At 61.9% G+C, this 17,002-nt stretch carries 17 protein-coding genes and 1 pseudogene; 8 read left to right on the top strand and 10 right to left on the bottom strand.

Going from position 1 to position 17,002, the window contains the following annotated elements; genetic code table 11:
- Positions 1-34: 34 nt before the first annotated feature.
- Positions 35-499: a MarR family winged helix-turn-helix transcriptional regulator gene (locus tag X730_RS163715; protein ID WP_023754541.1), complete on the top strand. Its 465-nt coding sequence runs from the start codon at positions 35-37 to the stop codon at positions 497-499.
- A gap of 29 nt (positions 500-528) precedes the next feature.
- Here X730_RS163715 and X730_RS163710 read toward each other — a convergent pair whose 3' ends face one another.
- Positions 529-1,707, bottom strand: a complete 1,179-nt coding sequence (locus X730_RS163710) for an MFS transporter (RefSeq protein ID WP_023683782.1) — start codon at positions 1,705-1,707, stop codon at positions 529-531.
- A 199-nt stretch (positions 1,708-1,906) separates the two neighbouring features.
- Here X730_RS163710 and X730_RS163705 point away from each other — a divergent pair, with 199 nt between their 5' ends.
- A complete protein-coding gene (locus tag X730_RS163705; RefSeq protein ID WP_023683780.1) occupies positions 1,907-2,263 on the top strand; it encodes a helix-turn-helix transcriptional regulator in 357 nt (118 codons plus the stop codon).
- Positions 2,264-2,283: 20 nt separating this feature from the next.
- Here X730_RS163705 and X730_RS163700 read toward each other — a convergent pair whose 3' ends face one another.
- Positions 2,284-2,754 (bottom strand): nucleoside deaminase, encoded by a 471-nt coding sequence (locus tag X730_RS163700; protein ID WP_023825319.1) that lies wholly within the window; start codon positions 2,752-2,754, stop codon positions 2,284-2,286.
- Between the two features lie 179 nt (positions 2,755-2,933).
- Here X730_RS163700 and X730_RS163695 point away from each other — a divergent pair, with 179 nt between their 5' ends.
- The 3 genes from X730_RS163695 (at position 2,934) to carB (ending at position 8,750) form a co-directional block, all read left to right on the top strand.
- Entirely contained in the window at positions 2,934-3,710 is a 777-nt protein-coding gene (locus X730_RS163695) for a metallophosphoesterase family protein (RefSeq protein WP_023705854.1), read from the top strand.
- 248 nt (positions 3,711-3,958) lie between these two features.
- Positions 3,959-5,011: an SH3 domain-containing protein gene (locus tag X730_RS163690; protein WP_245261276.1), complete on the top strand. Its 1,053-nt coding sequence runs from the start codon at positions 3,959-3,961 to the stop codon at positions 5,009-5,011.
- A 235-nt stretch (positions 5,012-5,246) separates the two neighbouring features.
- Positions 5,247-8,750 (top strand): carbamoyl-phosphate synthase large subunit, encoded by a 3,504-nt coding sequence (gene carB / locus X730_RS163685; protein WP_023825321.1) that lies wholly within the window; start codon positions 5,247-5,249, stop codon positions 8,748-8,750.
- A gap of 25 nt (positions 8,751-8,775) precedes the next feature.
- Here carB and X730_RS163680 read toward each other — a convergent pair whose 3' ends face one another.
- The 5 genes from X730_RS163680 to X730_RS163660 all read right to left on the bottom strand — a co-directional run bounded on the left by X730_RS163680 (position 8,776) and on the right by X730_RS163660 (position 12,833).
- Complete coding sequence (locus X730_RS163680; RefSeq protein ID WP_023825322.1) at positions 8,776-9,522, bottom strand: hypothetical protein; 747 nt, start codon at positions 9,520-9,522, stop codon at positions 8,776-8,778.
- 5 nt (positions 9,523-9,527) lie between these two features.
- Positions 9,528-10,502, bottom strand: coding sequence for an AAA family ATPase (locus tag X730_RS1000000165645; RefSeq protein ID WP_348633120.1), 975 nt, complete (start codon positions 10,500-10,502; stop codon positions 9,528-9,530).
- A gap of 383 nt (positions 10,503-10,885) precedes the next feature.
- Positions 10,886-11,278: a RidA family protein gene (locus tag X730_RS163670; protein ID WP_023825324.1), complete on the bottom strand. Its 393-nt coding sequence runs from the start codon at positions 11,276-11,278 to the stop codon at positions 10,886-10,888.
- Positions 11,279-11,516: 238 nt separating this feature from the next.
- Positions 11,517-11,981 carry a cupin domain-containing protein gene (locus X730_RS163665; protein ID WP_023825325.1) on the bottom strand — a complete coding sequence of 155 codons (465 nt, stop codon included), beginning with the start codon at positions 11,979-11,981 and terminating at the stop codon, positions 11,517-11,519.
- Positions 11,982-12,281: 300 nt separating this feature from the next.
- On the bottom strand, positions 12,282-12,833 hold the full coding sequence (locus X730_RS163660; protein WP_023825326.1) for a DUF4142 domain-containing protein: 552 nt from the start codon (positions 12,831-12,833) through the stop codon (positions 12,282-12,284).
- A gap of 332 nt (positions 12,834-13,165) precedes the next feature.
- Between X730_RS163660 and X730_RS163655 the strand changes: the two genes are divergently transcribed.
- Positions 13,166-13,504: a hypothetical protein gene (locus X730_RS163655; RefSeq protein ID WP_023697061.1), complete on the top strand. Its 339-nt coding sequence runs from the start codon at positions 13,166-13,168 to the stop codon at positions 13,502-13,504.
- A gap of 287 nt (positions 13,505-13,791) precedes the next feature.
- Here X730_RS163655 and X730_RS01000000164080 read toward each other — a convergent pair.
- Together X730_RS01000000164080 and X730_RS163650 are read right to left on the bottom strand one after the other, a co-directional pair.
- Positions 13,792-14,279: pseudogene (locus X730_RS01000000164080) on the bottom strand (GNAT family N-acetyltransferase).
- Between the two features lie 5 nt (positions 14,280-14,284).
- Entirely contained in the window at positions 14,285-15,214 is a 930-nt protein-coding gene (locus X730_RS163650) for a lytic transglycosylase domain-containing protein (protein WP_023825327.1), read from the bottom strand.
- A 177-nt stretch (positions 15,215-15,391) separates the two neighbouring features.
- Between X730_RS163650 and X730_RS163645 the strand changes: the two genes are divergently transcribed.
- Complete coding sequence (locus X730_RS163645) at positions 15,392-15,973, top strand: methylated-DNA--[protein]-cysteine S-methyltransferase (protein ID WP_023695753.1); 582 nt, start codon at positions 15,392-15,394, stop codon at positions 15,971-15,973.
- Between the two features lie 162 nt (positions 15,974-16,135).
- Here X730_RS163645 and X730_RS163640 read toward each other — a convergent pair whose 3' ends face one another.
- Positions 16,136-16,462 carry a hypothetical protein gene (locus X730_RS163640; protein ID WP_023825328.1) on the bottom strand — a complete coding sequence of 109 codons (327 nt, stop codon included), beginning with the start codon at positions 16,460-16,462 and terminating at the stop codon, positions 16,136-16,138.
- Positions 16,463-16,760: 298 nt separating this feature from the next.
- Here X730_RS163640 and X730_RS163635 point away from each other — a divergent pair, with 298 nt between their 5' ends.
- Positions 16,761-16,973: a cold-shock protein gene (locus X730_RS163635; protein WP_015316174.1), complete on the top strand. Its 213-nt coding sequence runs from the start codon at positions 16,761-16,763 to the stop codon at positions 16,971-16,973.
- The last annotated feature ends 29 nt before the right edge of the window (positions 16,974-17,002 follow it).

Genomic DNA, 17,002 nt, shown 5'->3' on the forward strand with positions numbered 1-17,002 from the left:
AGGCCGGCAGCGGTTTTGCCGGCAAGGAGTCGTGATGACCAAGACCGCGCTGCCGGGATTTAGCCTTTGCAACAACGCCACGCTTCGGCGGGCCGCGCGCAAGCTCGGCCGCTTCTATGACGATGTAATCTCGCCTTCGGGTCTGAAGGGCACGCAGTACGGCCTGCTCTACCAGATCCATGTCAGCAACGAGCCGGCGATGGGCACGATAGCCGAAGCGATGGTCATGGATCTCTCGGCGCTCGGCCATACGCTGAAGCCGCTGATCCGCGACGGCTATGTCGACACCTTCGCCGACAAGGACGACCGCCGCGTCAAGCGGGTGCGGCTGACGCCGCAAGGCCAGGCCAAGCTCGAGGAGACGACGAAATTGTGGACCATTGCCCAGCAGCGCTTCGAGGCGCTGGTCGGCCCGCAACGAGCGGCAGATCTGCGCGCTATGCTGGATGAAGTCGCGGCGCTGGACTACGACGTGCCCGCGGCCGCCCCTTCAAGCTGAAAGAGCGGCCGCCAGTGATTTGCAAAGGTCTATTCCGCCGGCATGGCGACCGGCCGGGCCGCCCAGCGGCCGGCCAGCACCACGCCAAGCCCGATCAGCGGGAAGATGGCGGCGACCAGGCCGAGGTCGGCCGGCACGCCGTAGCGCAGCACGGCGCCGCCGACCACCGCACCCAGCGCCACGCCGAGATAGAGCGCCGAAGCGTTGAGCGACAGCACGATCGGGGCGGCGTCGGGCGCCAGCTTGATGATGCGGCTGGCCTGCGCCGGCGGAAATGCCCAGCCAACCATGCCCCACGGCACCATCATGGCCATCAATGCCGGCCCGGCGAGATGCTGCGGCAGGAAGGTCGGGATGACCGAGAGCATCACCAGCATGACGGCGCTCAGCGCCAGCGACCAGCCGACGGTGCGCGTCGCACCAAAACGGTCGGCCGCCTGGCCGCCGGCTATGTTGCCGATGACGGCGCCGACACCGAAGGCGAGCAGCATGCCGGGCAGCGCAATCGGGCTGAGGCCGCCGCTCTGGATGGCCAGCGGCGCGATATAGGAAAACACCGAGAAGGCGCCGATCAGGGCAAGAGCGGTGGTCAGCAGGATCGGCATGACGCCGGGGCGCAGCGCCGCAGCCAGCCGCCGCCTGAGCGGCAGCTTGGTGCCGACAATTCCGCGCGGCAGCCGGTACCACAGGATGGCGCCGACCAGCGCGCCGAGCCCGGCAATGGCAAAGAAGGTCCCGCGCCAGCCGGCTATCGTGGCAACCAGCGCGCCGAGCGGTGCACCCAGCGCAACCGCCACCGTGGTTCCGCCGACGACGACTGCAATGGCCCGCGCCCGGTGGTGGTCATCGACCAGCGCCACCGCCGTGCCTTGAGCGGTCGCGGCAAACAGGCCTGACGACAGCGCCATGATGATGCGGGCAATGAGCAGCAGCTCGAAGGACGAGCTCAGCGCCGCCACCACATTGCCGATGACGAAGAACGCCAGCGTCCACAAGATGACGCGGCGCCGGTCCCATTCGCCGGTCAGCGTTGCCAGGATCGGCGTGCCGATGGCGTAAGCCAGCGCGAAGGCGGTGATCAGGGTGCCGGCGAGCGGAATGGAAATGCGGGCGTCGGTGGCGATATCAGGCAGCAGGCTGGAGATGACGAAGCCTTCGGTCGAGATCGTGAACGATCCGAGCGCAAGCCAGAAGAGGCGCTTGTCCATAGGGCGTGTCCTTAGTTCAAAACTTATTGAACAATTGGACATAACAGGACATGATGTCAATGAAGCCAGGTGAAAATAGCTGAAGCCTGCTGACAGCCCTGTGTCAGGACAGCCATTGGGCCAATCGCGAAACGGACTGTGCATGCCCGCGAAAGATCGACGCGTTGAAATCGCCACCGACTGTGCTTAGTTTCGGGCCATGACTTTGCCGCACCCCAATACAGACCAGATCAGCCTGCCGGTTGTGCTCGGCGTGCTTGGCGACCCGACCCGGCTCGCCATCGTGCGCTATCTCGCCAGCAAGGAAGGCGTGCCGCTGAACTGCAGCCGGTTCCTCGACCTCGGCTCCAAGACCAATCTCAGCTATCACCTGGCCAAACTGCGCGAGGCCGGCGTCACCCGCGCCGAAGTGGCTGGCACCAACCGGATGATCACGCTGCGCCGCGCCGACCTCGACGCCCGCTTCCCCGGCCTGCTCGATAGCGTGATTGCGGCGGCCGGAGATGATCCGGCACTGCCCATCGTCGGTGGCCACGACATCGAAATGCCGGCCTAACCGGTTTAGAAGTCAAGGTCCTAGCGCTCCCAAAAACCGATATGCGGGGCGAGGAGCTCCTCGTCCATCTCGGGGAAAGGGCCGTGGACATCGACCGGCTTCTGCCCGGAGCCGAGGACTGTGCGCGACGAGAGGTTCATCGTCGGATTCTCGGCGTGGTTGCCGGTCAGCGCGAGAAGCTTGGTCTCCTCGAAGCCGTAGACCAGCCGGCCGATATTGGCCCAGTACAGCGTTCCCGTGCACATCGCACAGGGCTCGCCGGTTGTGACCAGCGTGCAGGACCAGAGGAAATCCGGCGGATAGGTGTCGGCGGCACGCCGGGAGAGCTCGGTTTCGGCGTGGCGCACGGTGTTGATGTTGCCTTGCCGCATCAGGATGCGATCGTCGGGGCCGACGAGCACGCAGCCGAAAGGATGGTGCCCATGCGCGGCAGTCTCGCGCGCGACGTCATTGGCGGCGCGGAGGTGGGCAACCATCTGGTCGCGGGTCATCGCCTGGTCCCTCCCCAGATGAACTCTGGAACGGCGTGGACGCTAGCAGATGGAGTGCTTCCGCGATAGCCAGCTCCCGGCTGTCTCGAACGATCTCAAAGGCTTGATAATGAAGGCAGCGCCTTGATAGGAAGACGGGCCGCAAGCCTCCAACGGGGCTGCACCAAGGAGCCCGCCGCATGCGCATTGCCGTTCTCGCCGACATCCATGGCAATGTGCTGGCGCTGGATGCCGTGCTCGCCGATCTGGCGCGGCGCGGCGGCGCCGATCTAACCGTCAACCTGGGCGACTGCGTCTCCGGTCCGCTTTGGCCGCGCGAGACGTTCGAGCGGCTCGAAGCGCTCGACCTGCCGACTGTGCGCGGCAACCATGACCGCCGCGTCGCCGTCGATCCGGCCGACGATACGATGTGGGCTTCTGACCGGTACGCCCAGGAGCGGCTGACGGAGACGCAGCGCGAGGCGCTGTTCGCCCTGCCTTTCACGCTGGAGATTGTTCCCGGCGTGGTCGCTTTCCATGCGCGGCCCGACCATGACGAGAAATACCTGCTCGACGCGATCGTCGATGGCCAACTGGTGCGCGCGCCGCTTGCCGCTATTCAGCGGCGGTTGCAGGCGCTGGACCCGGCCTGCCGCATCGTGCTGTGCGGCCACAGCCACCGCGCGGAACTGGTCCGTATCCCCGGCGGCCCCTTGCTCTTCAATCCCGGCAGCGTCGGCGCCCCCGCCTATGAAGATGACACGCCCCCGGCGCATGTTTCGGAGCAAGGCAGCCCGCATGCGCGCTACGGCATCCTCACCTTGGATGGCGATGGTCCAGACCGTTTCGAGACCATCGCCGTCGACTACGACCACGAAGCGGCGGCGAGACAGGCCGCACAGGCGGGCCGACCGGAATGGGCGCATGCGCTGAGGACCGGCTTCATGCCGAAACCCTCTTGGCAAGGCTCCGCTTGACCGCATGGCTGCGCCCTGCTTCCGCCTCGCGGCACCAAACATCGGACGCATTTTCAGACTTACATGGCCGCGTATCGTCCCTTATAAAACCGCCTTGGCATACGGCAGGACTGCTGCCGCAAGGGTAATCGGCGCACGGCCAAATGATGAGGCGCACAATCCGAACCATTTTGCATCGACTGACTGGCGCTCCGCTCCTGCGGGCAGCCCGGTTGTTGGCGGGTCCGTTGGTGGTGGGCCCGTTGTTGGTGAGCTTGCCGGCCAATGCCGAGGACGCGCCTGCCGACATCGTTTCCATAGTGACCGAGCTCGGCCCAGGCGATCTCCTCAACATCCGCGCCACGCCGTCGCCGGTCGGCAGAACCCAGGCGCGTCTGCCGATCGGCTCGAGCGTCAGGAATTTCGGCTGCAACGAAGTGGACGGCCACCGCTGGTGCAAGGTCGAGGAGATTGACAATCCACTGGTCAAAGGCTGGGCGCCCGCGCGCTATCTTATCCCCGACAATCCGACCGTGGTCGAAGTTGACGCCGCGCCGCCCCAGGTGACCGCCAGCGCTGAAGCCGGCGGCCCGACGCTCGCGCCCGACATGTCGACGCAGCCGGCCGACGTGGCCGCAGCGCCCCGGACGACTGCACCTGCCGCCTCTGCCGCTCCGGCTGCACCCACTCAGGCTCTACCCACCCCGGCTGCACCCGCGCCGGCTCCACTCGACCTGACGGAGCGCCTTGGCGGCACGAATCCAGGCGCGCCGAAGTCCGCCGCCGAGATCGGCAGGACCGCCATGCAGGATGCTTATGGCCTCGCCTTCGCAGCCAATGAAAGCCCGACGACGGGCGAGATCGCTGCCACGGAGGCTCCGGCGACGGAGACCACAGGGAAGCCGGTACAGGATTCCGCCGCGAATGCGGAAGTCGCACCAGATGCGACGTCCGCGCCGGGGGTACCATCCCCGACGCCACGGCCGGACCAGGCCAAAGCTGCGACCGCTACGCAAACCGATGCACGGCTGGAACCCCCGCCCGCCCTCGGCGCCACCGCCGAGATCCCCTGCGCCCGCTATGTCGGACAACCGATGACCCGCTGCGCCGTCAACATCGTCCACAATGGCGCCGACAAGGCAGACATCACCGTGACCTGGCCCGATGGCGGCACCCGCGTCATCTCCTTCTCTGCCGGCATGCCGGCCAACTCGGATTTGGGCAAGGACTTCCGCTTCACAAGGGAAGGCAGCCTCAACATGATCCGCGTCGGGGTATCCGAGCGGTTTGAGATTACGGATCAGCTCGCGCTGGGGGATTAGGTGTCAGGCAGTAGGGAATGGGCAATAGGCGCCTTAACCTTGCTCCTGCCTAATCCCCACTGCCTGATCCCTACTGCCTGATCCCTACTGCCTAGCCTCATTTTCGGGGTTACATCTCCCAAAACTCTTCCCTATAAGGCCCTCCTAGCCTGATACCAGAATCGCAAGCACAACCGGCCGGGTCTTCCCGTCCCGGTTTTTCGTGCAAGCCGCTCGCCGAACGGAACTCACAACGATGCCAAGACGCACCGACATCAAGTCGATCCTGATCATCGGGGCCGGCCCCATCGTCATCGGCCAGGCCTGCGAGTTCGATTATTCCGGCACACAGGCCTGCAAGGCGCTGAAGGAGGAGGGCTTTCGCGTCATCCTGGTCAATTCCAACCCGGCCACTATCATGACCGATCCGGAACTGGCCGACGCCACCTATATCGAGCCGATCACGCCTGAAGTCGTCGCCAAGATCATCGCCAAGGAGCGGCCCGACGCGCTGCTGCCAACCATGGGCGGCCAGACCGCGCTCAACACCGCTCTGTCGCTCCGCCGCATGGGCGTGCTGGAGCGGTACAATGTCGAGATGATCGGCGCCGACGCCACGGCCATCGACAAGGCCGAGGATCGCGCGCTGTTTCGCGAGGCGATGAAGAAGATCGGCCTGGAAACGCCGAAGTCGATGCTGGCCAATGCCACCGATGTCAAGAATGCCGACCGCAAGACGCACGAGGCCGAGCGCGCCGCCGTCAAGGCCGAGGCGCCTGCCGACCTCGATGCCGCGCTCGACGCGCTGGAAACCCGCTGGAACCTCGGCGAAGGCGACCGCAAGCAGCGCTACATCAGCCATGGCATGGCGATTGCCGCCCAGGCGCTCGACCATGTCGGCCTGCCCGCCATCATCCGCCCGTCCTTCACCATGGGCGGCACCGGCGGCGGCATCGCCTACAACCGCGCCGAATTCTACGACATCGTCCAGTCCGGCCTCGACGCCTCGCCGACCACCGAAGTGCTGATCGAGGAAAGCGTGCTCGGCTGGAAGGAGTATGAGATGGAGGTCGTCCGCGACAAGGCGGACAATTGCATCATCGTCTGCTCGATCGAGAACATCGACCCGATGGGCGTACACACCGGTGACTCGATTACCGTTGCCCCCGCGCTGACCTTGACCGACAAGGAATACCAGATGATGCGCAACGCCTCGATCGCGGTGCTGCGCGAGATCGGCGTCGAGACCGGCGGCTCCAACGTGCAGTTCGCCGTCAACCCGGCCGATGGCCGCCTCGTCGTCATCGAGATGAACCCGCGAGTCTCGCGCTCGTCGGCGCTGGCGTCCAAGGCGACCGGGTTCCCCATCGCCAAGATCGCGGCCAAGCTCGCTGTCGGCTACACGCTGGACGAGCTGGAGAACGACATCACCGGCGGCGCCACACCCGCCTCCTTCGAGCCAAGCATCGATTACGTCGTCACAAAAATCCCGCGCTTTGCCTTCGAGAAATTTCCCGGCGCAGAGCCGGTGCTGACCACCGCCATGAAGTCGGTCGGCGAAGTCATGGCCATCGGCCGCACCTTCCAGGAATCGCTGCAGAAGGCTTTGCGTGGACTGGAAACCGGCCTGACTGGTCTCGACGAAATCGAAATCCCAGGCCTCGGCCACGGTGCCGTAGCTGCCAACCACGCCGACGACCGCAACGCCATCCGCGCCGCGCTCGGCACGCCGACGCCCGACCGGCTGCGCATGGTGGCGCAGGCGATCCGCATGGGCACCTCGCTGGAAGACGTGCACGCCATGTGCAAGATCGACCCGTGGTTCCTCGAACAGATCGCCGGCATCGTTTCCATGGAAGCCCGCATCCGCGAGCACGGCATCCCACAGGACGCTGTCAATCTGCGCATGCTGAAAGCGATGGGCTTCTCCGATGCCCGCCTCGCCTCGCTGACGAAGACCGACGCCGAAGTGATTGCGAAGGTTCGTGAAAAGCTCGACGTTCATCCGGTTTATAAGCGCATCGACACGTGCGCGGCCGAGTTCGCCTCGCCCACCGCCTACATGTACTCGACCTACGAAGTGCCTTTCGCCGGCGCGCTGGCCAATGAGGCGCAAGTGTCATCGCGGAAAAAAGTCGTCATCCTCGGCGGCGGTCCCAACCGCATCGGCCAGGGCATCGAGTTCGACTATTGCTGCTGCCACGCCGCCTTCGCGCTGCGCGATGCCGGCTATGAAGCGATCATGATCAACTGCAACCCCGAGACGGTCTCGACCGACTACGACACCTCGGACCGGCTGTACTTCGAGCCGCTGACGGCCGAAGACGTGCTGGAGATCCTGCGCGCCGAACAGGCCTCGGGCGAACTGGTCGGCGTCATCGTCCAGTTCGGCGGCCAGACGCCGCTGAAGCTTGCCGACGCGCTGGAGAAGGCCGGCATTCCGATCCTCGGCACCTCGCCGGACATGATCGATCTCGCCGAAGACCGCGACCGCTTCCAGAAGCTGCTGCACAAGCTCAACCTCAGCCAGCCGAAGAACGGCATCGCCTATTCGGTCGAGCAGGCCCGCCTTGTCGCCGGCGAGCTCGGCTTTCCCTTGGTGGTGCGCCCGTCCTATGTGCTCGGCGGCCGCGCCATGCAGATCATCCATGACGAGGGCATGCTGCAGAGCTACCTGCTCGACACCGTGCCCGGCCTGGTGCCGGAGGACATCAAGCAGAAATACCCCAACGACAAGACCGGCCAGATCAACACGCTGCTGGGCAAGAACCCGCTGCTGTTCGACACCTATCTCTCGGGCGCCATCGAGGTCGATGTCGACTGCCTCTGCGACGGCACGTCGACCTTTGTGTCGGGCATTCTCGAACACATCGAAGAGGCCGGCATCCACTCCGGCGACAGCGCCTGCTCGCTCCCCGTTCACTCGCTGCCTTCCGAACTGGTCGACGAGTTGGAGCGCCAGACGGCGGCGCTTGCCCGCGCGCTCAATGTCGGCGGGTTGATGAACGTGCAGTATGCGATCAAGGACGGCACGGTCTATGTGCTGGAGGTCAATCCGCGCGCATCGCGCACCGTGCCCTTCGTCGCAAAAACCATCGGGCGGCCCATTGCCAAGATCGCCGCCCGCATCATGGCCGGCGAGAAACTGGAAGACGCCTTCGCCCATTACGGCGCCCTGCCCGACCCCAGGAACCCCGGCCACATCGCCGTCAAGGAAGCCGTCTTCCCCTTCGCCCGCTTCCCCGGCGTCGACATATTGCTTGGGCCCGAAATGCGCTCCACCGGCGAGGTCATGGGCCTCGACCGCGATTTCGCGCTGGCCTTCGCCAAAAGCCAGTTAGGGGCCGGCGTCGACCTGCCGCGCTCCGGCACGCTGTTCGTCTCGGTGCGCGACGAGGACAAGGCCGGCATCCTGCCGGCGGTCAAGCGCCTCGCCGGCCAGGGCTTCAAGGTGCTGGCGACATCCGGCACGGCCCGCTTCCTCGCCGAAAACGGCGTCGACGCCCAGAAGATCAACAAGGTGCTGGAGGGACGTCCGCACATCGAAGACGCCATCCGCAACCGCCAGGTCCAGATCGTCTTCAACACGACGGACGGGCAGAAGGCGGTGTCGGATTCGAAATCGCTGCGCAGGGCAACGCTGATGCAGAAGGTGCCGTATTACACGACGCTGTCGGGCGCTGCGGCTGTGGCGGAAGCGATTGCGGCGCTGAAGGCGGGGAGCCTGGAGGTCAGGCCGCTGCAAGAGTATTTTGCTTAGAGTCAATAAATTCGACGTAGTCGTATTACAGAAAAACGGCGGAAAGTTTATCATAGATCGACTGCAATAGTTTGCCACGATCAGAAGCGGCCAGTTCTAATAAAGACATGTGGTTGTGACGGGCCGACCTTCCTGAGTAAGATAAGTGTCGCATCAAGAGCGGCAATAAAGATTTACCTCTTACATACATCTGATAATTTCCCATAATTTTCTCAAAGAGCTCCTCTGGATAAAATTCACCATTCTCCAGCACCGCCTCTTTACTTGAAAAATTATTGTCATCTAGAACATAATTTGGATGGGTGCGTATTCGTTCCGGCTTTCCGGAAAGATAGCGATGGACGGCTAAAGCATACCATCGGACAAAAATATTCAATTCGTCAAAGAAATTGCGCCTTTCCTTCTTCGATAAAAGCCTTTCGAAATTGCCGTCTTGATACAGGTCATTTTCAATGGAGTACCCCCAAGTAAATACCAGAACATCCGCCACATACTCGTTCGGAACTCCGGTTAGCACCCACAAATCTTGATCCGTAACGAAGGCGACAGGTATTCCAACAAATTCTTGTCTTCTGTCGTATATCTTAAGCAGCTTCTCTCGGCCTCCTGCAGGAAGGAGCCCAAGGCCAATCGAAGAAAAGAAAAATTCTGCTTCGCGCAGAACCACAACATCATCCCCACCTTCCGTCACTAATGTTGGCAACGAGGATCGCTTTAGGACCGACACCAACTCGTCGACAGAAATATCAACAACCCGCCGCTTTGAGCCCATAGTCTTTAGATCCCCCGATCCCCGCGATCACGGTCAATTATAATTTCTTTGTCAGGGTATTTGCTATAGATAAAAGGCGAATGAGTTGCGATTACAAACTGGTTTGACGACTGCTGCTGTTCTAAAATAGTAAATAAAAGTCTCTGCCAGTCCACATGAAGACTTAGCTCAGGTTCATCAATAAAAATAACACTATTTTTGTAAAATGCATTGTAACAGATAAAGCTAAGCATCTGCTTCTCACCAGCCGATAGTACCTCAGAATTTACGGCACTAGCCGCATCACCAAAGCTTAAGCGAGGTCCAAAATTTATTCCATTGTTTCTAAATAGCTTCTCGACAATAAACCCAACGGATACGATAGGAGTCATTATAGACTCACGATTCTCCTCCATTTGTTCAATTTTCTGCCTTATCTGATCGATAACTCCGTTAGCCGTATCAATCTGCTGAACATCATCTTTGTCGGATTTGAAGGCCTTAATTGTTTCAATGATCTCCTGGGAAGTCTTCTGTTGGGTTCTATTGGCCACCTCAGACAGGTCGGCGTACTGTCGCAACAAAAGGCCTACGATATCAACCGTGGAAATAGACGACACGAAGACGTGTGGGTCGTTGGTAAGTCTCCTTGCGAGAGAAACGAGCGCCTCCTCAACTTCGTTTTTAGGTCTTGGAGGGCGAGATCCCGGGGTAGGCATCCTCTGGGAATTGAGCGTGAATCCACCCTCGATACGCCTGAATGTCGGAAAGAAAATCGAACTCCCATGCTGGACTAATATTTCATTTACGTCATCCTCTGCATTTCGAAAATCTTCATCGTCCCCTCGGTCTTCGTATAAGGTAGTTATACCACCAATTGTAAGCTCTATTTTGCATGTTACGCGACCTAGTTTATATAAGACGCATTCATATTCATCTGTTTTTAATGTGGCCTTTTGGAATTGAATTTCATTCAAAGCGATCAGGATATTGCCGCTCATTATGTACCACATTAGCTTTAATATAGTTGTCTTTCCTGCTCCATTTCGGCCGGTCAATATGTTTGAGTCCATCATCAAATTCGCAGAAGATCCTGCTTTCCCTGCCAAAGAGGCCAACGATCTCTAAGCTTTTTATTTTCATCTTAGGGGGCCTTCCTCTGTCTAGAATTTCTACAAATCTAGCTTTCTCACTTTTGGAATGCCAACATTATTTTCGGCGTCCATCTTGGCTCTTACAACGCCCGAATTCGAAAACAGAAAGGCGCTAGGCGCGCCACCAGGTTGTGTCCGGTGCTACTGGCCCTGACGGAGTCGCGCAATCGCCTGTCTCGAGTTGCGTTTTGCCCCATCTTTCGATCAGTGTCAGCTCGAGAAGGGACGGCTCACGCCACCGCGACACACTCGATCTCGATATCAAACTCCATCGGCCACGATGCCACCGGCACGAAACTCCGCGCAGGCGGGTTGACGCTGAAGTACTTCGCATAGACCCGGTTGATGGCGTTGTGGAAGCCGGAATTGACGGCGTAGATGCGCACCATCACCACATTGTCCAGCGAGGTGCCGGCGGCTTCCAGGCAGTGTTTCAGCGCCTTCAGCGACGCCTCGGTCTGCGTTTCGATGTCGCCGCGCACCATCTCGCCGGTAACCATGTCCACCGGCGGCGTCGCCGATATGAACACGAAGCCGTTGGCCCTTACCGCCGTCGAGCAAGGCAGCCCGAGCGCCCGCACTTTGGCCGACATCACGGGCACTTCGATGATTTCTTTTTTCATGGTGATCTTCCCCTTGTTTGCCAAGCTGGCGCCAGGGCCCCCTCACCCAGCCTCCGCTTCGCTCGGCTGACCTCTCCCCGAGGGGAGAGGAGCCGGTCAGCGCCAGCGCTCCCCTCTTCTCCCCAGTGGGGAGAAGGTGGCCGCGAAGCGGTCGGATGAGGGGGCCTGCGCCACCTTTGATTGTGAGGAGCTTATCCCCCCGCCCAGCGAACGCCAGCGCCGAACCATGGTCCAGCCTTCACCCCTGCCCTGGATAGGGCATGCCGTCCTTGTGCAGGAACCTGCCATCCGAACTCGGGCTCATCATGTCGATGTCGGAGCAGGTGATGAGATCATCCGGATTGCGCGAGCCGACCTCGAGATAGCGCGCCGTTGTGGACGAGCGGTTGATCATGTGGTGGCCGTTGCCGCTGTTCTTGGCAAAGGTCGCGCAGTCGCCGGCCTTGAGCAGCGTCTCGCCGCCATCCTCGACCAGCACCAGTTCGCCTTCCAGCACATAGACGAACTCATCCTCGTGGCTGTGCCAGTGGCGCTGGCTCGACCAGCCGCCTGATGGCAGGGTCATCAAGTTGACTCCGAAATCGGTGAGGCCGCCGGCATCGCCGAGGCGCTTGCGCGTACGCTCGGCGCAAGGGGCGTCGAAGGGTGCGGGGTAGCCGGAGCCCTTGCGGACAGGCACGGTGGACAGGTCGATCTTGGGCATGGGAGCTCCATGGATTGGTGGCGGCAGTGTATGTCACTGCCGGCGCAGCCACAGAGCCACTTTGCCGCAATGCCTTGCCAACGGCAGGCATCGGCCGTCGCACTCTACGGCGCCCCCCTCTGTCCTGCCGGACATCTCCTCCACAAGAAGGGAGATTGGCTGTCGCCTCAGCCTTCGCCAATTTTCACCGTCGCAAGAAAAGCACGGCGCCGACGCTGCTGATCTCCCCACTCGTGGGGGAGATGTCCGGCAGGACAGAGGGGGCGCCGTAGAATGCTATTGCTGGCCAGTCACCAACCCTCAACCCTGATGCGCGGCCGCGAGTTCCTTCACGTGCTTCTCGTGCATCTGCAGCGTCGGCAGCGTCTTCTTGGCGAATTCCTTCATCGCCGGGTCGTCGCCCGAGTTGGCATAGCTGCTGAAAAGGGCTACGGCCTCCTTGTGCGCGTCCGTCTGCATCTGGATGTACTTGGCGTCAAAATCCTTGCCGCTTGCGCTCTTCAACTCGTCGAGCATTGCCTGCTCCTTCGGCTGCAGGGCCGGTCCCGCGGCTTTGGTCGAACCGGTGGTCTGACCCTGGCTCAGCGCCGCCTTGAACTCCTTTCCGGCTTTGGTGTGGTCCTTGACCATCTGCTTGGCGAATTTCGTGACATCAGCCGCCTTGGATTTCTCCTCCGCGAGCTTGCTCGACTGGATTTCGAATTCGTTGGAGCTAGGCACGGTCTTGACGAAGCTTGGGGTATCGACCTTGCTGGCGGCCATGGCAGGCGCGACCGCGGTCGAGTTGGCCGCAAGGGCGGCAGGGGCACCGGCGAACAAGGCGACGGCGGCAATGGTGAGAAGCGTTTTCATCTGAGGTCTCCGATTTTGAAAATTTCCCTCGGCTAATCAAACGCGGCATTGGCGGCAGGGTTGCGTCCGGAGAACTATTCGTCAGCGACCATCTGCCGAAGGGCCGTCCCGAGCCCCTGGCGGACAAACCTGAGGACAGCACGCCTCGCCATATTGCAGCTGTTCGTTCCAGTTCGGCCGACCCTCAGGCGTGAAATCCATAAGGTTCCACAGGATCTCGCAGATGCCGATGGCGCGCTGATCCTGGTCCTGATGGACGGCGCTGCATTGGGAGCCGGTTGCACTTCCCTGTATTGAGTCTGCAGGTTAGGTTTCCGGAGCTGGGGAGACACATGCAAGAGGATGAAGAGATCGATCTGCGCTGCCCGCAAGTGGTGGCCGACAATGCCGCCAAGGGGTTGAGGCTGCGAAGAGAATTCGGCCGGGGCGGCACCGAGATCGGCGTGGCGCGGGCGACGGAACTCAAGAACCGCGAAAAGCTGGCGCCATCCACTATCCGCCGCATGGTCAGCTACTTCGCCCGCCACGAGGTCGACAAGCGCGGCAAGAATTACGGCAATGAAGACAATCCATCGGCCGGCCATATCGCCTGGCTGCTGTGGGGCGGCGACGAGGGCCGCGCCTGGGCGCTTGAGCTCAAAAAGAAGATCGGCAATGCGCCCGATATCTGAGGGCTACCGCAAAACGACTGGCGGGCCCCAAACCCCCGCCTGGGACCCGCCAAGGAGTGGCTGAACACATGCCGGTGCAGCCGCCCCACATCTGCCAGTCGTCGATCCGCCATCGGTCGAAAGGCATGGATGGTGAGGTAGCATCCGGTTGCGGCGGCCAATGTGAAGCAGTTCACAATCCGGAGGTTTTCAACAGCGCTCGAGCAATTCCAGGAAAGGTGGGAACCGGTTTTCCCGGGAAAAGCGCGTAGCTTTTTCCCCAGGGAATTGCGGCAAGAAAAAAGCCCTTACCCTTCCCAGGCGACAGGCACCATTCCCAGCCGCTCGTAGAGCCTGAGCGCGGCGGCGTTCTCGACCGTGTTGGTCTTGAGGTCGACATGGGCCGCGCCCCGATCCCGAAAGGCGTTGAAAGCCTGCCACATCAGCGCTTCGCCAATGCCTTGGCCGCGTGCTTCGGGATGGACCGCGAGGTCCTTGACGAAGGCCCTGGTCCAGCACAGCGCTGCCGCCGCCAGCCGTCCTTGGCGTCGATGACCAGGAAACACAGCGCCGGGTCGAATTCGGCATCGCTGGATATGCGCGGCCACCATTCGTCGAACGGGCCGTCAGCGCCGTCCTCGAACACCTCGGTCAAAAGCGCATGCAAGGGCTGCGCGTCACCATGTTCGAAGCAGCGCATGGTAAAGCCGTCCGGCCAGTGCGGTGCAACGAGCGTCTCGTCGAGGATCTTGCGCAGCCGGATGTCGTTTGGAGCCGGCGGGCGCGGTTCAGGCATCGCGCTCAGGCGTCGGGCTGCAGCCGGCGGCGCTTGCGGTCGACACCGAGGCCGGTCGCCTCGAGCAGGCCTTTGCGCTTGGCGTCGAAATAATAGCCGGTCTGGTAGAGCCAATCGGCCTTCTTGGCGTTGCCACCCGCTACCAGCCAGGCGCCACGCAGATATTTGACCGCGTATTTCAGATTGGTTTCGGCGTCGAACAAGCCCTTGGCCGGCCCGTCATAGCCCATGCCGCGCGCCGTCGCGTGCTTGATCTGCATCAGCCCCCAATGGCCGTTATTGTAAGCCTTGGGATTGTAGGTGCTTTCGCGGTTGACGACGTGGCGCACCAGATCGACCGGCACCTCGTAGAGAGCAGCGTATTTCTGGATCAGCCGGTCGACGTCGCCGCGCATGCCGGTCGCATGCTCTTCTTCCGGGAGACCGAGCGGCGCGGCGGGGAACTGGCCCAGGGACGCCGGGTTCTGCGGCACGACATAGGCTACCTGCTGCACGCCGGGCATGGCGTTCTGGCCGCCCTTGGCGGTCGCCGGCATGACAAGGCTGGCGGTCGTATATTGCGCCGCGACCGGCTGTCCGGCGTTGGCGGGCGCAGGCGCCTGCCAGGCATTGGCGGCCATCACCGCAGGCACGGCCGGGGCCGTGGGCGTCGCGCCGGCAAAGGCCGCCGTCGCGGCAACCGGCTGCGCAGCGGCATCGAGCGCTGGCGTGGCCGGCGTCGCTTCGGCCGACTGAACGGGTGTTATGCCCGAGGATTGCGGTAGCACCGAAACCGTATCGGGCAGCGGCAAGGTGAAGCCGGCATCGCTGCCGGCGGCGGTCGCGGTTTCGGTCAGCGCAGGCGTGGCCTTCATCTGCGAGGTCGATTGGCAGCCGCTGAGGGCAGCTGCGCCGACGATCACAGAGATCGCGAAAAGGTTGAATTTTGCTGGCAAGCCGCGCGGGTCCGATTTGTCGGTTGTTAAGAAGTCCTTACACCAGCGATTCCTGGTGGGCAATCGGGACCATCTGGTGGTTTTCGGGTGGCGAGAGCCGGGCTCAGATGCCATATTGTTCTGCATATGTACCGGTCGGTATCCCGGTTTTCGCCGCTTTGCGGAAAGGAGCGCATCATGGAAACGGCATCTTCGATCACAGCCGGCCACGCAGTGTTAGAAACAGTGATCGGCTTCATGGGCATCGCCTGGAGCGAAAAGGGCCTGATCCGGCTCTGCCTGCCCGAAAGGAGCCGCGAAGCGGTGGAACGCCGGCTGATGCGGCATGCCGGTGCTGCCGCCAATACGACTGCGAACACTGGGCAGCCGCAATGGGTGGTCGAGCTGATCGCCTCGATCAAGGCGTATGCCACAGGCGAGGACGTCGATTTCTCCGGCGTGCCGGTCGATCTCGACGGCGTCGACGACTTCCGTCTCGCCATCTACGACGCGGCGCGGAAACTGCATTACGGCGAAACCACCACCTATGGCGAACTGGCCAAGCGCGCCGGCCAAGCCGGCCTGCCGCGCGAAACCGGGGCAGCGCTGGGCGCCAACCCGGTGCCGCTGGTCATCCCCTGCCATCGGATTCTAGCCGCGGGCGGCAAGATCGGCGGCTTCTCGGCGCCCGGCGGCTCGGCCACCAAGGAAAAGATGCTGGCCATGGAAGGCGTGCGCGTCGGCCCGCCGCCGGCGGCGCAGGTCTCGTTCGGGTTCTAAGAGCTTGAATGGTATGCCGGCTGGGGATGTTGAGATTCAGGTCAGGCCGCACCGAGAACTATGGTCTTCGAGAACCGGAGCGGAGCGTACTTAATGTACGTGGGCGAAGGAAGCGCAGAAGACCATCGTTCGCAGGCCGGCCTCACCTGAATATCAATATGCCTAATGACGGCGCAGGAAGCGGCGGTGAAAATGGTCGTTCTCGATCCGCTTGCAGAGATAGACCGGGCAGGATTCGGTATCGGCGCTCGGCACATAGGCGCGCTTTCTGACCTCGCCGACATTGCAGAATTGCTGGCTCTGCACATAGCGGTCGAAGAGCGGCAGCCCGGGCACGCGCCTGGACTGATAGCGCAGGATGACCGCGCCCTGGCGGGCGATCGTGCCTTGCACCCTGTCGCAGCTCATACGAGTGGGGTCGTAGCGCGAAATTGCCTGCGCCTCGGCGGCCGCCAGCGTCAGGGAGGCGGCAAGCAGAATGGTTTTCACAACGGTTTTCATGACTGTCTCCCAAAACCGGACTAACGCCGTCGGGCGTCCCGGTCTTCCCGATTGCTCGACGCTTTCATGCGATTGGGGCGGCCTTTGGGCGGCGCCACCGCAACGCCATTTTTCGAGCCATCTTGTTTTTGGTGCGAAACCCGCCTATATCAGCTCCATTGATATTTCGGCCGATCGATCCGGGCCTCGCGATCTTCGCGTTTGCTGACGTCTATCTCCAAAATCTCGATACAAACCGGCTGAACCTCGGTTCGGTCAAACCAAAGCAAATGCGAGGACTATTCATATGGCAACTGGTACGGTCAAGTGGTTCAATGCCACCAAGGGCTTCGGCTTCATTCAGCCTGATTCGGGCGGTGCGGACGTTTTCGTTCACATCTCCGCTGTCGAGCGCGCTGGACTGTCGACCCTGGTCGAAGGCCAGAAAATCAACTTCGAGATCGAGCAGGACCGCCGCACAGGCAAGTCGTCCGCTGGTTCTCTGAGCAAGGCAGCCTGATTTTGCGATAGCGCGCGCCGGACGAGAGT

It is taken from the genome of Mesorhizobium sp. L103C131B0 (assembly GCF_000502275.1).
Lineage (GTDB): Bacteria > Pseudomonadota > Alphaproteobacteria > Rhizobiales > Rhizobiaceae > Mesorhizobium.

Coding starts and splice junctions, on each gene's coding strand:
- X730_RS163715 (WP_023754541.1), top strand. CDS start 35: ATGACCAAGACCGCGCTGCCGGGATTTAGCCTTTGCAACAACGCCACG.
- X730_RS163710 (WP_023683782.1), bottom strand. CDS start 1,707: ATGGACAAGCGCCTCTTCTGGCTTGCGCTCGGATCGTTCACGATCTCG.
- X730_RS163705 (WP_023683780.1), top strand. CDS start 1,907: ATGACTTTGCCGCACCCCAATACAGACCAGATCAGCCTGCCGGTTGTG.
- X730_RS163700 (WP_023825319.1), bottom strand. CDS start 2,754: ATGACCCGCGACCAGATGGTTGCCCACCTCCGCGCCGCCAATGACGTC.
- X730_RS163695 (WP_023705854.1), top strand. CDS start 2,934: ATGCGCATTGCCGTTCTCGCCGACATCCATGGCAATGTGCTGGCGCTG.
- carB (WP_023825321.1), top strand. CDS start 5,247: ATGCCAAGACGCACCGACATCAAGTCGATCCTGATCATCGGGGCCGGC.
- X730_RS163680 (WP_023825322.1), bottom strand. CDS start 9,522: ATGGGCTCAAAGCGGCGGGTTGTTGATATTTCTGTCGACGAGTTGGTG.
- X730_RS1000000165645 (WP_348633120.1), bottom strand. CDS start 10,502: ATGAGCGGCAATATCCTGATCGCTTTGAATGAAATTCAATTCCAAAAG.
- X730_RS163670 (WP_023825324.1), bottom strand. CDS start 11,278: ATGAAAAAAGAAATCATCGAAGTGCCCGTGATGTCGGCCAAAGTGCGG.
- X730_RS163665 (WP_023825325.1), bottom strand. CDS start 11,981: ATGCCCAAGATCGACCTGTCCACCGTGCCTGTCCGCAAGGGCTCCGGC.
- X730_RS163660 (WP_023825326.1), bottom strand. CDS start 12,833: ATGAAAACGCTTCTCACCATTGCCGCCGTCGCCTTGTTCGCCGGTGCC.
- X730_RS163655 (WP_023697061.1), top strand. CDS start 13,166: ATGCAAGAGGATGAAGAGATCGATCTGCGCTGCCCGCAAGTGGTGGCC.
- X730_RS163645 (WP_023695753.1), top strand. CDS start 15,392: ATGGAAACGGCATCTTCGATCACAGCCGGCCACGCAGTGTTAGAAACA.
- X730_RS163635 (WP_015316174.1), top strand. CDS start 16,761: ATGGCAACTGGTACGGTCAAGTGGTTCAATGCCACCAAGGGCTTCGGC.